The sequence below is a fragment of the Spirosoma horti genome (assembly GCF_054776595.1).
In genome coordinates, this window is record NZ_BAAHBQ010000004.1 from 563,378 (window position 1) to 578,965 (window position 15,588).

General features: G+C 50.5%; 10 protein-coding genes. 5 read left to right on the top strand and 5 right to left on the bottom strand.

The genetic code is table 11. From position 1 onward, the window contains the following. Positions 1-86: 86 nt before the first annotated feature. From ACYVAM_RS14025 to ACYVAM_RS14045, 5 genes are all read right to left on the bottom strand, one after another. Positions 87-602: an HNH endonuclease gene (locus tag ACYVAM_RS14025; protein WP_460936605.1), complete on the bottom strand. Its 516-nt coding sequence runs from the start codon at positions 600-602 to the stop codon at positions 87-89. Positions 603-778: 176 nt separating this feature from the next. Continuing rightward, positions 779-1,240, bottom strand: a complete 462-nt coding sequence (gene smpB / locus ACYVAM_RS14030) for an SsrA-binding protein SmpB (RefSeq protein ID WP_046577996.1) — start codon at positions 1,238-1,240, stop codon at positions 779-781. Positions 1,241-1,489: 249 nt separating this feature from the next. Beyond that, complete coding sequence (locus ACYVAM_RS14035; RefSeq protein ID WP_461067951.1) at positions 1,490-2,086, bottom strand: OmpH/Skp family outer membrane protein; 597 nt, start codon at positions 2,084-2,086, stop codon at positions 1,490-1,492. Positions 2,087-2,143: 57 nt separating this feature from the next. Then, complete coding sequence (locus ACYVAM_RS14040) at positions 2,144-2,521, bottom strand: hypothetical protein (RefSeq protein WP_461067953.1); 378 nt, start codon at positions 2,519-2,521, stop codon at positions 2,144-2,146. A gap of 70 nt (positions 2,522-2,591) precedes the next feature. After that, complete coding sequence (locus ACYVAM_RS14045) at positions 2,592-5,018, bottom strand: penicillin acylase family protein (protein WP_461068327.1); 2,427 nt, start codon at positions 5,016-5,018, stop codon at positions 2,592-2,594. A gap of 165 nt (positions 5,019-5,183) precedes the next feature. Here ACYVAM_RS14045 and ACYVAM_RS14050 point away from each other — a divergent pair, with 165 nt between their 5' ends. The 5 genes from ACYVAM_RS14050 to ACYVAM_RS14070 all read left to right on the top strand — a co-directional run bounded on the left by ACYVAM_RS14050 (position 5,184) and on the right by ACYVAM_RS14070 (position 15,586). Then, the gene (locus tag ACYVAM_RS14050) at positions 5,184-5,768 is read left to right on the top strand and encodes an RNA polymerase sigma factor (protein ID WP_461067955.1); all 585 of its coding nucleotides are present in this window, start codon (positions 5,184-5,186) and stop codon (positions 5,766-5,768) included. Between the two features lie 79 nt (positions 5,769-5,847). Further along, positions 5,848-6,843 carry a FecR family protein gene (locus tag ACYVAM_RS14055; RefSeq protein ID WP_461067957.1) on the top strand — a complete coding sequence of 332 codons (996 nt, stop codon included), beginning with the start codon at positions 5,848-5,850 and terminating at the stop codon, positions 6,841-6,843. A 17-nt stretch (positions 6,844-6,860) separates the two neighbouring features. Then, positions 6,861-10,334, top strand: coding sequence for a SusC/RagA family TonB-linked outer membrane protein (locus tag ACYVAM_RS14060; RefSeq protein ID WP_461067959.1), 3,474 nt, complete (start codon positions 6,861-6,863; stop codon positions 10,332-10,334). Between the two features lie 25 nt (positions 10,335-10,359). Further along, positions 10,360-11,895 (top strand): RagB/SusD family nutrient uptake outer membrane protein, encoded by a 1,536-nt coding sequence (locus ACYVAM_RS14065; RefSeq protein WP_461067961.1) that lies wholly within the window; start codon positions 10,360-10,362, stop codon positions 11,893-11,895. 94 nt (positions 11,896-11,989) lie between these two features. Next, positions 11,990-15,586, top strand: coding sequence for a VCBS repeat-containing protein (locus ACYVAM_RS14070; protein WP_461067963.1), 3,597 nt, complete (start codon positions 11,990-11,992; stop codon positions 15,584-15,586). The last annotated feature ends 2 nt before the right edge of the window (positions 15,587-15,588 follow it).

Below are 15,588 nucleotides of genomic sequence, written 5' to 3' on the forward strand. Positions count from 1 at the left end.
TGCCCTGGGTGTGATCCATGAAACAGGCGGCTTGCGCTGATTTCATGGATCACACCCAGGGCATTTTCCTTTTCTACCCGATTGTCCTACTTAAAGGCCTTTTCTTTCTTGGCCAGAAATGGCATCCAGCTTTGTTCGAGAGAGCCCGAAAACTCACGCAGAAACACCAGAAAGGTAGGTTTGAAGGGCCGCTGTCGTAATTTAAGGTTAGCTTCTTCAGGCGTGTAATCACCTTTCCGTGAGTTACACCGCTTGCAGGCTGTAGTCAGGTTGTCCCAACTGGTTTTGCCCCCCCGCGACTTTGGCAGCACGTGGTCGAGGGTCAAATCGTCCGTGGTACCACAGTATTGGCAGTGATGGCCATCCCGTTTGAAGATATTTTGCCGAGTGAGCATAACCCCTTTGTAGGGTAAACTTATGTACCGGTGCAGGCGAATGACCGATGGCATCGGGTACTCTGCCGAAACGGTACGGAGCATGAACTGCTCCGATTCAGCAACGAGTTCGGCTTTATCTAGATAAACCAGCAAAAATGCTTTGGGAACGGAGCAGATGCTGAAGGCACTGTAATCTTGATTTAAGACTAATACTTTCCTACCCATATTGCGTTTAGAGCCTCTGTACGGTAGCAAGTTACAGAGTTATCCACATATCGGCAATACTTGTGAAAAATATATCAGACAATATAGAGTGAAAATAAAATCCGAGTAACACAGCCAAAAAGCCCGTAGAAAGTATTTTACCCTACAAAGTCACTGGTTTTTGGCCTTTAGATGCCCTAATACCGCTCCCGCTGCATTTCCCGCTCCACGTCCCGCTCTTTAATACTATCCCGTTTGTCGAACAGCTTTTTACCTTTTGCCAAGGCAATATCGACCTTGGCAAAGCCACGCTCATTCGTAAACATGCGGATGGGCACCATAGTCAGGCCCTGATCTTTCAATTTTTCGGCGAGCCGCCTGATCTCCCGCTTTGTCAGCAGCAGTTTGCGATCCCGGAGCGGTTCATGATTATAATGAGTACCTTCCGTATACACAGCAATGCTCATCTGGCGAATGAAGAGCTCTTCGCCATGAATCAGGCAATAAGCATCCTGCAAATTCACTTTCCCTTGCCGAACAGATTTTATTTCAGTCCCCGTCAGCACGATACCAGCGGTATACGTCTCTAAAAACGAATACTCGAATGAAGCCCGACGATTTCGGATATCAACTTGTTTAACAATAGACGCAGAAGCCATGTATTGATGTTGGATATATGATATTGGATAATAGGCCGTACCGGTAATTCTCCAACAGACTAAGCAGTGGCCAGTCGGGCGAATCAGGTAACCCGGTAAGAGCAGCAACACCTGAAAAGTAAGAGAGGTTTACCAGAGCTAAAAAAATCGCCTTCTTTACTTTCTTGTCAGAATGACAAAAACGAATCCGGCTACCAAACCTTCGTTTAGTAGCCGGATAAATAGGCCATCGGGAGAACCGATCAGACTTTATTTTTTTGTCTGTTTTTCCTGATATTCTTTATTCAGACCGGCTAGAATTTTACTGGTTTGGTCGCCCGATTGATCAGCGAACAGAATTCCGCCACCTTTTGTGTAACCCAGAACGAATTCGTACTTGTTCTGGCCGTTTTCCTTCTTCAGATAATCAAAAATCTGGTCGTAAAGCTGTTTGTTTTTTGCCTGCTCTTCAGCAGCCAGGTTTTGGGCAGCCCGCTCCCGGTAGGCCAGAATATCCTGCTGCTCCTTTTGGAGCGATGCTTCGGTAGCACGACCCTGTTCCTGAGTCATGGTAGCCGCCCGCTGCTGGAAAAAGGCAACTTTGTTTTGCAGATTACGACCTTTGGTAGCCAAATCGTTTTCTAACTGAAAACGCTTGCTTTCCAAGACTTTCTGCGTGTCTTTGAAATAGTCGTACTTTGTTAACAGCGAATCAACGTTTACATAAACGATCGCCTTACCTTTTGCTTCAGCGGGTGCTTTTACGGTAGAAACGGCTTCAGGCTGGTGATCTTTAAAGTGCAGGTAGTACAGTACGGCTACGGCAATCGTCAGGATGACGTTTAGAATTAACGAGGCATTCTTCACAGGAAACGAATCAGTTAGTTAGCAGTTTATAATACAAAGGTACAGGGATTTATGGAATTATGCGCGGGAACGACTGGCGGTGCGGTTTTCCGGTTGATTTCCGATGGCCTGTTTAACGAAGTAGCCAGACAATCCGGCCAGCCCACCAACCAGACCGCCAACCAGCGCCGTCACCAACAGGGGCAGTACGCTTGCATTGGTTTTAAAAAGCAACTCACTCATTCGGCCGGTAAACACACCATCGGTACGCGTATGAATGATAGTAGCATAAACCAACCATACCAGAGCAATACCGACAAACCCGGATAAAAAGGCCCATCCACCGCCAGGACTACGCCAGAAGCAGATAATAAACGCCACTATGGCAAGACTCCACCACGGCAGAACAAGTTGAGCCAACAGGCTTACTATGGCAATAAGAATGAATTCGATCATACGACATGGAGCGGCCGGAATACCACTTTGATAAAAATTATACGTTTAGCTGATTAATGAGAAGCCCGTCTTACTTCAGAATTAGTTTCCGTTTAATCCGGGGACTTTTGTCCTGCGCTGACTGTAAGTACAGCAATTCATTCAACTGACCAGTCCGCCAGGTTTCGAGCATATTCAAATAATACGGGCTGCCGGGATTACCTGATTGCCCACCCGGATAGACGCCGTAGGCTTTAGGGGTCGGCCCTAAGGCGACAACCATCCGCCACGATGGACCGGTTCGTTCGGTGGTCGCATTGACAATATCGCGCCCTCCACCAATCTGTACATTCAAAGCGCTTAGTGCATCTAATCGGGCTAAATGAGCGATTCGGGTACCCTTATGACTCCCCCACTGCCAGGCCGTACCGATGGGTCCATGCTGGCGGGTAAGCGAGTCAACGGCCATTCGAAAGCTTTGGGTCATCACGGTACCGATTGTCTCGCGGGCGGGCGTTGTGACATCGTCGAACCAATGGGCGTTAGGCTCTTTTTCTGAAAGCTGAAGCGTCCGATCAAAGCTTGGGTAGCGGAGTGTGGTCGTATCGTTGCTAGGGAAATCATCTTTCCAGACACTATCCATGAACTGGCGCATCCACTCTGTAAAAATGGTTGGTGCCGTTTCAGCAACGTCGTGATTATACCGCCATGTCTTCATGATGGCCAACGCCTTAGCCTGCTCTCCCGACAATTCTTTCTCCTGCACATAAGGCAGAAAAACCGGCAACGCATGGGCCGCCCGCAAATTCAGGTTATCGTTCTGCAGCATCCGCAAACTGTCGGGGGTGACCTGTTGCATGGCAGCCAACCGCTGGTTAATGCGAGTTCCCCGCTCGGCGGGTGCAAATTGCCAATTGATATAATAAGGATAGGTTGGGTCGGTAGACGATTGGTTGGCCGAACTGACAAACCCTCTGGGCGGATTTTTTACGTGGGGATTCTGACTGGCCGGAATCCAGCCCTGCCAGTCGTGAGTGGGATTGGTACCATCCAGCAAAAATTTACCCTGATCTTTCCATTTGAGTGGAAAACGGCCATTGGGCGATATGGCAATGTCTTTGGCAACATCGGCAAAGACGAAATTCTGAGCCGGGGCACCATAATAGGACAAAGCCTTCCGGTAATCATCGTGGTTTTTGGCGCGATCGAGCAAATAATAGGTCAGGAAATCATTGGACGCTTCGTGGGCGATCCAGCGGGCCGCATAACCAACGGGAACGTTTTTGGCAAAGGGCTTCTGACCAGCCTCGTACATAACCGGTCCATGATGGGTATACAGCACCGTATCGACAACATCTGGTTTGCCTTTTACCTTGATGATCTCCAGGCGACGGCGAACAGGTTTCCAGCGGTTGTCGTGCCAATATTCACGACGGGATGCATCTTTGAATTGAATCTGATAAAAGTCGAGTACATCAGCGCCTACATTCGTGACACCCCAGGCAACCTGCTTGTTGAAGCCGATGATGACGCCCGGCGAGCCAGGCATGGTCGCGCCATAGACATTCATGGTTGGCGTCACTAACTGCATTTGGTACCAGATCGAGGGGAGGCTCAACGACAAGTGTGGATCATTGGCGAGAATGGGATAGCCCGTTGCTGACTTCTGGGGACCAACGGCCCAGTTGTTACTACCAATACCGGGGTCATGCTCCTGCCATTGCATAGCTACGGGCTTTGTATCGGGCAATATACTGGCGGGCATAGCAGGCACTTTAACGGGGGTAAAATCCCATTTTGTACCCACCGGAATAATAGGATCTTCCCGGTATGGATAATCCGGAAAAAGGTCGGCCGTAACAACGGGTCCAACCTTTTTCAAGACATTGCTCATGTTCAGGTCATCGGCACCGAGGGCCAACACACCCGACATGTATTTGAGAAAGTAGGCACATTTAATGGCTTGCCAGGGTTCGGGCGCATATCCCAATAATTTATATTCCAGTGGGTATTGGGCTGGTTTTAATTGGTTGATCCAGGCATTTACACCCGCCGTATACGCTTCGACCGACTCTTTCGAACGCGGGTCTGTCAGCATTTCTTTTACAGCCCGTTCAGCGCCGAAACCCATGCCGAGGTGCCGATTGTATCGATCCAGTTCTAGAGCTTTATCGCCCACCAGCTCGGAAACGCGACCGGCAGCCGCGTGCGTTTGAAATTCCATTTGCCAGAGCCGATCGCGGGCTGTGAGGTATCCCTGCGCGAAGTAAGCATCGTGGTCGTTCTGGGCAAATACGTGGGGAATAGCCAGTTCATCAAAGACAACCGTAACGGGCGATTTAGTCCCATTGAGAATAATCTCTTCATCGACATTGTTGACGGATTCCGCGTTTTGCCAAAAGCCAACAAAGGGACTTAGCAGGGGGGCAAAGGCAGGAATACTTCCCCAGGGGCGATTTAGGGCCCAGACAACGACCACTGTAATTAGCGAAACAATTATCGCCTTCATATAACGCATCATAAAGACAAGTAACGGTGAATAAATGTACGTTCAGGATTGCACACAGCAAATAAAAAGTATTCTTTTCCTAATCAGGTTATTCTTTTTTAAATTTGTCGGTAATGCTGGTTCAAAAACTCATTTTGAATATAGCCACTTGGCAAGTTCTTTCGACGAAACGATATGGAACTGACAGATATGGAGTTAACGCTTCGTTTGAAACAACACGACGAGGTAGCGTTCGAGACATTGTTTCGGCGATATTACCATTATCTATACAGTATTGCTATTCAATATGTGAAAGATCCCAATCTGGCCGAGGATGCACTCCAGGAGGTTTATCTTAAGTTATGGACAAACCGGGCACAGTTAGACGAATCGCAGTGCCTTAAAAACTACCTGGCTATAGCCATGCGGCATCAGGTGCTGAATATCATTCGTAATGAAAAACGGGCGATCCTACGTCACTTAGAGCATCAGACGACCCAGTCTAAGGTAGATACAACTACGGAAGAAACCCTTATTCTCAACGAATACGGCTCGGTTTTTCTGGATGGTCTCCGTCAGCTTCCCGCCCAGCGAAAATTAGTTTTTATGCTTCGCTCCGAGCAAGGACTATCGAATGAAGAAGTAGCGTCTAAACTCCATATTTCCATCAACACGGTTAAGGTTCATTATTACCAGGCCTGCCAGTTTCTCCGGAACTACTTACGTCAACACGCGGGAATTGAAGCCATGCTGCTGTTTGTAGCTACTTTTTGGAATTAACCCAGAAATATTTTTTCCTTTCCAATAATACTTTCTCGTATAGCTGGTGTATAGGTAAGCAATCAGGCTTTCTATACCTATGACCGAACAGCTACTCAATGACTACTTCGCCAACCAGCTTACAGCCCTTGAAGCACAACAGGTACTGGATTGGTTTACTAGCGATGAGGGACAAGCGTACCTGACCCATCGGCTCGATACCCAATTCGGGAAAGCAGACTGGCATGCTCCGCCCAACGTTCCTGCTCCTGATGCGGATCAATTGTTGAACGCAATCCGCCAGCGAATGCCTGCTGCGACATTACCCGTCGTGGAGACACCCATCCGGCAACTAATCTGGTGGCATCAACCCATGCGCTGGGCAGCCGTACTTATCGGGGCTTTGCTGCTGGCAACGGGTGCTTTTTACGGCTACAAGGAACTACATCCGGACGATCTGATTTACCAAACAGCTTTCGGAAAAATGTCGACGCTGACCCTACCCGACGGCTCGGTCGTCACCTTGAATGGCAACAGTCGCCTGCGCTATGCTCCTCGCTGGGTAGGCAACCAGACCCGCGAAGTGTGGCTCAATGGCGAAGGATTTTTTCGGGTAACGCATCAGCGAAATCATGAGCGATTTGTGGTCCACTTACCCAATAAGCTGAATATCGAGGTGTTGGGAACCCAGTTTAATGTAATGGCACGGGAAAATCGGGCGAAGGTCGTGCTGAACAACGGCAAAATTCGACTCGATGTGGGCGAACAGGCAAAAGATAAACTCGTCATGCAACCCGGCGACCTGTTCTACGCGGATGTAAAGGCCAAAGTGTACTACCGCAAACGAGTTGATGCAGCGGCTCAATCGGCCTGGCAAACCGGTAAATTAACTTTTGATGGCACAACGCTACTGGAAGTCGCGCAGATGCTGGAGGACACTTACGGTGTAACCGTCATTATCTCCGACCCCGACTTACGCCAGCAGACCCTATCTGGCACCATTCCAAATCAATCTATGCATACCATTCTGAACGGCCTTTCCACCGTATTCGATCTCCACATTACTCAACACGCAAACCGTATCATTATCCAATGAACCACCCTCCCAAAACTATGACTAAACAACTAGTTGCGTTTGGCTTGCTGCTTCTAATGGGCCGTATACCCGTTCAGGCTCAGCTTCTGGCTTCCAACAATCGGTACACACCCTATCAGAGTCAATCCGCTGACACCCGGTTGATCTCGCTCAAAAGTGCCCTGGGCGAGCTTGAGAAGCATTATGGCGTATCCTTTATTTACCCAACCAATCTGGTCAATACGAAAGTCATTATGGCCAACCGGCATGACCAGAATCTGGAGTCCGAATTGACGAGTCTATTGACCACCACAGGGCTGACTTTCCGAAAAGTCCAGCCAAATTTTTACGCCATCGTGTCAACGAAGGAAAAGAGCAATCGGCTTTTTCGTAAAATCGAGCACATCGAAACAAAGACTAACCCCGATCAGACGAGCGAGACCGTGACGTTGCCAGCCCAGACAATTAACAAACTCGAACGTATTGGCTGGTCCATGACGTCTGCCCAACCGCTGGCTGATATCAATGGGAAGGTACTGGATAAGAACGGACAGGGTATTCCCGGCGTCAGCGTCATTATTAAAGGCACCAACCGGGGCACGACGACCAGCGCCACCGGCGACTACAGCCTGAATGCACCCGACAACGCCACACTGGTTTTCAGCTTCGTGGGTTACGTGTCTCAGGAAGTACCCGTATCCAGCCGCAGTCGCATCAACATCACGTTGCTGGATGATGTAAAAGCCCTCAGCGAAGTCGTTGTTGTCGGCTATGGTACGCAGAAGCGGGCATCGATAACCGGTGCCATTTCGTCCGTATCCGCGCAGGAAGTGACCCAGTTACCAGTGCCCAGTGTCGAGCAGGCCATTCAGGGGCGGGTACCCGGCGTGACCGTCGTGGGCAACGGTTCACCTGGTGAAACGCCGATTGTCCGCATCCGTGGCATTGGCTCGATCAATTATGCGGCCAATCCGCTGTATGTTATCGATGGCTTTCCGACCAGTGATCTGAATAATTTCGACACCCGCGACATCGAGTCGGTCGATGTGTTGAAAGACGCTTCTTCAGCAGCTATTTATGGGTCGCGGGCGGCCAACGGTGTTATCATCGTGACAACGAAAAAGGGGACCGGCGATGGTAAACTGCACGTTAGCTACGACGGATACGTGGGTACGCAAAGTGCCTGGCGTCAACTTGACCTGCTGAATCGGGATGAGTACATTCAGTTTGGAACGGCGTTGCGGACCAATGCCGGCCAGCCCGTGCCTACCCGCTTTGCCAATCTGAATCAGCCCATTTACGCCGGGGCTACGCAAACCTACGCCCAAACGGATACCGACTGGCAGAAGGCTGTATTTAGGAATGCGCCCATTACTCAGCATAGCGTTCAATTATCGGGTGGCAATGAGAAATCCCGTTTTTATTCGTCTGTAGGCTATTTCAATCAACAGGGCATCATGATTGGTACGGGCTACAAGCGTGGTAACTTCCGCATCAACTCCGACCATGCCATCAGCAAGCGTTTTTCGTTCGGCCAGACGCTTACCATCTCGTACGATGACAAACTCAATGAAGTAAGTGCCGGTGGCCGGACGCAGGTGCAAAACATGATCCGGATGACGCCCTACATGCCCGTTGAAGATCCTACGTTGCCTGGTGGCTACCGTGGGCCCGATGGGTCGGACGGTTCCGATCCGCAGAATCCGGTGCGCGCTGCGTTACAAGACCAAAGTAATACGCAACGCATGAAGATTCTGGGTAGCGCGTATGTCGATGTGAAAATCATCGACGGCCTGACGTACCGGTTGCGGGGTGGTATCGACTATGTGTCGGCGCGTACGTTCTCCTTCCAGCCTATCTATAGCGAAAGCTTCAACGCACGTGCCCTAGCCAGTCTATCCGATGACCGATATACCTACGCGTCTCCTCTTATCTCGAATCAGCTGACATACGAAAAAACTTTTGGCAAGCATTCGCTGAATGTTGTGGCAGTGGCTGAACGGCAGGCGGGTAATACCCTGGAAATAATTGGTACGGGCCAGGCGGCCTCAAATACTATTCGCGAATTGAGCGCCGTTATCAGCACGAGTGCCGGTTTGACGGGTACCCGCTCGCAAAACGTGCTACTCTCGTATCTGGGCCGTGTCAATTATGAGTATGCCGGCAAGTATTTACTGGGAGCTTCATTCCGTCGGGATGGCTCTTCGCGGTTTGCACCCGGTAATAAGTGGGGTAACTTCCCATCCGTATCGGCAGGCTGGCGGGTCAGCGAAGAAGCGTTCCTGAAAAATGTTCCGGCTATTTCAGAACTGAAACTTCGGGCAAGTTATGGCACGATGGGCTTCAACGGAATCGGCGATTACTCGTGGCAGGTGGCGGTTTCGCAAAACACCAATGCTATTCTGGGCGACGCCCGGGCACAGGGAACCTATTTCGACCGGTTGGGCAACACCGATTTGAGATGGGAGGTAACCAAAATGAGCAACTTCGGCGTGGATTTGGGCTTATTCAGCAACAGCATTACCCTGTCTGCCGAAGTCTACCAGCGCAACACAGACGGCCTGATTCTGAATCAACCCATCGCGCCTTCCATCGGCTATTCGCAGTCGCCGATTGTGAACGTGGGCAGCATGCGGAACAATGGGGTAGAAATGCAGCTGGGCTACAATAAAACAAAAGGCGCTTTTCGTTTTAATGCATCGGGTAACATTAGTTTTATCAGCAACAAAGTACTGAGCCTAGGACCAACAGTTTCGCCACTGCTCAATGGAGCCAATGCCGATTACGGCGGGGGCGACATCACCCGGACCGAAGCCGGCCAGTCGGTTCAGTATTTCTATGGTTATAGGGTGGCGGGTATCTTCCAGAACGCCGATGAGATTAAAGCAGCGCCTACGCAGGACAATGCCAAGCCAGGTGATCTACGCTTCGTGGATACAAACGGCGATGGTAAAATTGACGCTAATGACCGTGTAAATCTGGGTAGCTTCCTGCCTAAATTTACGTATGGCCTGAACCTGTCTGCCAATTACAGAGGGTTCGATATGTCTCTCTTTTTCCAGGGTGTTCAGGGCAATAAAATTTATAATGGCGTGAAAGTGCTGGAGCAGGGAATGCTGCGGTTGTTCAACGCCGGGACGGATGTACTACGGGCCTGGACACCAACCAATACCAATACGGACGTGCCCCGGGCTGTCGACGGCGACCCTAACGGGAATACCCGTACATCAGACCGGTTTATTGAAGACGGCTCTTACCTGCGACTAAAAAACCTGAGCATCGGTTATTCGGTACCAGCGGGCGTTCTCCAATCGTTCTCCCGCGGAACGCTTAGTCGGGCACGGGTGTACGTAGCCTCAACGAACCTGCTAACCTTCACTAAATACACAGGCTACGACCCTGAAGTCGGCTCACGGACCAGCAATACCAACCCGACGCTGACCAACGGAATTGACTACGGCCAGTTTCCACAGGCCCGCACGTTTATGGTAGGCTTACAACTTGGTTTTTAAGAAATTAGATATAACTAACGTCACAATGAAATCGACATACTGGACAACGGGTATAGTGGCCATGGGACTGTTCTTCGGATGCAGTACCAACAGCCTCGACAAAGTGAATCCGAATCAGGTTATTACGGATAATTATTACAAAACGTCCGACGAACTGCTTAAAGGCGTCAACTCCGTCTACGCCGTCTGGCAAAGTGCCAACCTGACCGGCCGCGAGTGGTTCTTTGTGCAGGACCTCCGTTCGGACGACGTAGCATCGGGTGGTGGCCAGTTGGAAGCCCCTCGCAGCCAAATCCTAATTGGTACTCAAAATCCGACGAATCCCGTAGCCTTTTCCGTCTGGAACGGTCTTTACCGGACCATTCACCGGGCCAACGTGGTAATTGATAACGGCCCGGCGGTTAAAGACAACCCAACGCTGGCCAAACGGGTAGTGGCCGAAGCTAAATTCTTGCGGGCATTAGCTTACTTCGATTTAGTAACGCTTTGGGGTGCGGTGCCCATGTATACAGACTACGTAACCGAAGTCAATGGCACAAAAGCCAAATCTTCGGTAGACGAGATCTACACCATGTTAACCACTGATCTGCTGGCAAGCCAGACCGACCTGCCAGCCAGCTTTAGCGGAGCGGATCTTGGCCGTGCAACCAAAGGAGCCGCCCAGGCGCTACTGGCGCGGGTTTACATGCAAAAGGGTGATTATGCCAGCGCCAAAACTCAACTCCAGTCAATTATCAATTCGGGTCTCTACAAGTTGACGGATCAATATACCGACAACTTCATCGAGGAAGCCGAGTTTAACTCCGAGTCAATTTTCGAAATCGGGTTTTCGCTAATCGGTGGGTTTAACTGGGATGGCGACGGCAACGATAACGGCGCCAACGAAAACATGACTCGTAGTCAGGAATATTCGGCCATTGGCTGGCGGAACCTGATCCCGTCGGAGAGCTTATTGGCCGAGTATGAGAATACGGCCAAAGGCGATGCCAAAACGGACCCCCGCCTGAAGTATAATTTTTACTTCATTGGCGATACGTACAACAACGGACTCAACACGCTGATGGATTCGCAGGTACAGGGCAATACGTCAGTTTTCAATGGTACGGCTCAGAAAATCAGCTGGCGGAAATACACGGCTATGTATAAAAACAATGAAACGTTTTACACATCGGGCATTAACATGCGCCTGATTCGCTACGCCGAAGTCTTGCTGATGATGGCCGAAACGGAGAATGAAACGGGTAACAGTGCCAACGCCATTGCGCTCCTCAACCAAATTCGGGCTCGGAAAAGCGTAGCCATGCCCGCTTACCCAACGGCGAAGTACCCGGTCAATAGCAAAGATGAAGTTCTTCGGGCGGTTATGCACGAAAAGCGGGTCGAACAGGCCGGTGAACAAATTCGCAACCGTGACATTCTGCGCTGGCGGGCACAAAATAAATTCAAAACAGACCCGATTCCCTATTTCATGAAAGGTAAGCAGGAGTTGCTCCCCATTCCTCAGCAGGAACTGGACAATAACAGCAAATTGACCCAAAAAGACCAGAATCCGGGCTACTAATACCCATATCCGGGCCGAGCGGATGCTCCACCCAATCGATTAAATCCCCGGCTGGCCTCGTTGCCAGGCCGGGGATTTTGGCTACATTTCACTCATGCATTACTTCGTCAGGCTAATTGGATTAGGGTTGCTCACGCTGATCGGCTGTACACAAACGCCTACGCGCTTCGAACGAGTAACCGCCAGCCATACTGGTATTGACTTTGCCAATACCATTACCGAAAGCGACTCGCTCAATGTCCTGGAATTCGAATACCTCTACAACGGTGGCGGTGTTGGCGTCGGCGACTTTAACGGCGATGGACTGGCCGATGTGTTTTTTGCCGGGAATCAGGTGTCGAGCCGGATGTATCTGAACAAAGGGGACTTTCGCTTCAGCGATATAACCGATTCGGCGGGTGTGCATACGGCATACTGGTGTACGGGCGTTGCCGTAGCAGATATCAATCAGGATGGCCGACAGGATATTTATGTATCGACGATTCATCCTGATCGCAAAAAGGCCGTCCCGAATCTTCTATTCCTTAATCAGGGAAACGACGCCAATGGTATTCCACACTTTCAGGAGTCGGCCCAGGCAGCCGGTCTGGCCGATTCGAGTTACTCGACTCAGGCCACCTTTCTGGATTATGACCGCGATGGTGATTTAGATGTTTTCTTGCTGACGAATGCCCTGGAGACATTTAACCGAAACAACGTTATCGGCCCACATAACGACGGTTCTGCCCGAAGCCGGGATAAACTTTTTCGGAATGACGCCATCACGTCGGGAGCATCCCCTGATTCCACGTTGCGAACGTCTACTCAGGCCAAATCGCCAAGCCATACCGCCCTCCACTTTACAGACGTTTCCGATCAGGCGGGGCTGGTGCATGAAGGCTGGGGGCTGGGCGTGATCGTAAACGACGTAAACCAGGATGGTTGGCCAGACATTTATGTTGCCAACGACTTTCAGTCCAATGATGTCTGGTTGGTAAATAATCAGAATAAAACGTTCAGTAACCGAATTGCCGAGACCCTCAAGCACCAGAGCCATAATAGCATGGGCATGGATATGGCCGACATGAATAACGACGGGCTGAACGACCTCGCTGTGGTTGACATGCTACCCGAAGATAATCTGCGGCAGAAAACTATGTTTGCGTCAATTCCCTACGACCGCTTCCAGATGGCCCGACGCCTTGGTTATCAACCACAGTATATCCGAAATATGCTACAACTGAACAGAGGTTTCTGGCCGGGCACGAATTCTGCCGCTCTTTCGCCGACACTGCCTTTGTTTTCCGATATTGGTTATCTGGCGGGAACGGCCGCAACCGACTGGAGTTGGAGCGCGCTCTTTTCGGATCTGGATAACGATGGACGTCGGGATTTGCTGATTACAAACGGGTACCGAAAAGACATCACCGATCTGGATTTTACCAGTTATAATCGGGAGTCGGGTACGTTTGGGAATGACGTTGACCGCCGTACGCAGCTCTTGAAACGGATCAGCGATTTAGAGCCTGTTTACAAGCCAAATTTCCTTTTTCATAACATGGGCGATCTGCACTTTACAGATATTGCCCATGACTGGGGCCTCACGGAGTCATCCTTCACGAACGGCACCGCTTACGCTGATTTCGATAACGACGGTGATCTGGATCTGGTCATGAACAACATCAATGACCCCGCGTTCATTTACCGAAACAAAACCATCGATAACACTGATGATTCATCGGCAAATCATTTTCTAAAAATAAACTTACTGGGAATGCCTGGTAATCTAGAAGGACTGGGCGCCAAAGTGGCAGTCTGGGCCGGAGGGCAGCTATATTACAGTGAATACACCCGGCAGCGGGGTTATCAATCGACTATGACTTCGGGTATCCACCTGGGCATGGGCGCGGCCAACCGGATTGATTCACTCAAAATATTATGGCCAACCGGCAAGGGGCAGATGATCCGTCACCTCGCAACGAACCAGACGCTGGTTCTGGAGGAGCGAAAGGCCGTTCGTCAGGCGTCTTCGTTTATGCAAATGCACGTACCCGTCAAGCCTTTACTAACGGAAGTATCAACGTCGAATGGCCTTGACTTCCAGCATCAGGAAGACGATTTCGTTGATTACAAAGCCCAACAAACTCTCCTTGCCCACAAGCATTCGCAGATTGGGCCGGGGCTGGCCATCGGCGATATGGATGGAAATGGCCTGGATGACATATACATTGCGGGAAGTGCTTACAAAGGCGGCACGTTTTTATTACAGCAAACGGATGCAGTAACCGGCAAAGCGACATTTCGACGAAAAGATCGACCAGCCAAAAAGCCCGAAGAAACCGGCGTTCTGCTGTTCGATGCCGATACCGACGGCGATTTAGATCTGTACACGGTTCATGGCAGTACAGAATTTGGTCGGGATGAAGCGAGTTGCCAGGATAGCCTTTACCTGAACGATGGAAAAGGAAATTTTCGGGCATCGCCGAAGGCACTCCCCAACACGATGTCCAGCGGCTCGTGCGTCGTTGCTACCGACTTTGATCACGATGGCGATTTAGACGTGTTTATCGGTGGCCGGATCGTCCCGCAGCGTTATCCCGAAGCAGCCCGCAGTTATCTGTTGCGAAATGATGGCGTAAAAGGCATGGACGTTCACTTCACCGACGTAACCGACCAACTTGCCTCCGGATTAGGCCGGGCTGGGCTTGTATGCGCTGCCCTCTGGACGGACGTGGACAACGATGGCTGGCAAGATCTCATGCTGGCTGGCGAGTTTATGCCCATTAGCGTCTTCAAAAACCAAGCTGGTCGTGGGTTTGTGCCAAAGTCAATGCCTGAACTGGCCAAAGCTACGGGCTTCTGGAACAGTTTGACCAGCGGTGATTTTGACAACGACGGCGACATGGATTACATCGCCGGAAACTTTGGCCTGAATAGCCGGTTACAGGCATCCAGCAGTAAGCCCATTTCGGTGTACGCGGCCGATTACGACAAAAACGGCACAATAGACCCCATTTTGAGTTTTTTCAACGGTGGTGTCGAATATCCCTTTCACCCTCGCGATGTGCTCACCGATCAGATTCCGTCTTTCAAGAAGAAAATGACATCTTATGCCGCCTACGGCAAAACAACCCTGACCACTTTACTGTCGGCTGATGACCAGAAGCAGGCTCTCATTAAGCGGGCTACCTATTTAAAATCCTGCTATATCGAGAACCGGGCGGGTCTGCTAGTGTTGCATAAGTTGCCCGTTGAGGCTCAATTTTCGCCTGTTTTTGGCAGCCTGGCGACGGACATCAACCATGACGGTAATCTGGACGTTCTGCTCGTGGGCAACGATTATGCAACCGAGGTGCTAACTGGCTTACAGGATGCTGGCCTGGGCTTGTGTTTGCTGGGCGACGGACGAGGAAACTTTAAGGCGCTTAGGCCCGCTAATTCTGGCTTTGTTGTCGATAGGGACGCCAAATCACTGGCCTGCCTTATGTTAAGCAACGGACAAGTGTATTACGTAGCTGCGCAGAACAACGGCCCGCTGCGTGTATTCCGGGAAGCAAGCAACCAGGTTGTTTACAAACGCGTAGGATCAGGAACGTTTTCGCTTTCTGAGTCGGTGGGGCCTGGCAAGAAAAGGAAGGTAGAATTCAGTTACGGAAGTGGCTATCTATCCCAGTCTTCGCGGGTCATTCCGTCAGGGAATTTAGAAAAATGACA

Excerpts from the sequence above, each read along its gene's own strand:
- ACYVAM_RS14050 (WP_461067955.1), top strand. The coding sequence starts at position 5,184 with ATGGAACTGACAGATATGGAGTTAACGCTTCGTTTGAAACAACACGAC.
- ACYVAM_RS14060 (WP_461067959.1), top strand. The coding sequence starts at position 6,861 with ATGACTAAACAACTAGTTGCGTTTGGCTTGCTGCTTCTAATGGGCCGT.
- ACYVAM_RS14055 (WP_461067957.1), top strand. The coding sequence starts at position 5,848 with ATGACCGAACAGCTACTCAATGACTACTTCGCCAACCAGCTTACAGCC.
- ACYVAM_RS14045 (WP_461068327.1), bottom strand. The coding sequence starts at position 5,018 with ATGCGTTATATGAAGGCGATAATTGTTTCGCTAATTACAGTGGTCGTT.
- ACYVAM_RS14040 (WP_461067953.1), bottom strand. The coding sequence starts at position 2,521 with ATGATCGAATTCATTCTTATTGCCATAGTAAGCCTGTTGGCTCAACTT.
- ACYVAM_RS14025 (WP_460936605.1), bottom strand. The coding sequence starts at position 602 with ATGGGTAGGAAAGTATTAGTCTTAAATCAAGATTACAGTGCCTTCAGC.
- ACYVAM_RS14070 (WP_461067963.1), top strand. The coding sequence starts at position 11,990 with ATGCATTACTTCGTCAGGCTAATTGGATTAGGGTTGCTCACGCTGATC.
- ACYVAM_RS14065 (WP_461067961.1), top strand. The coding sequence starts at position 10,360 with ATGAAATCGACATACTGGACAACGGGTATAGTGGCCATGGGACTGTTC.
- smpB (WP_046577996.1), bottom strand. The coding sequence starts at position 1,240 with ATGGCTTCTGCGTCTATTGTTAAACAAGTTGATATCCGAAATCGTCGG.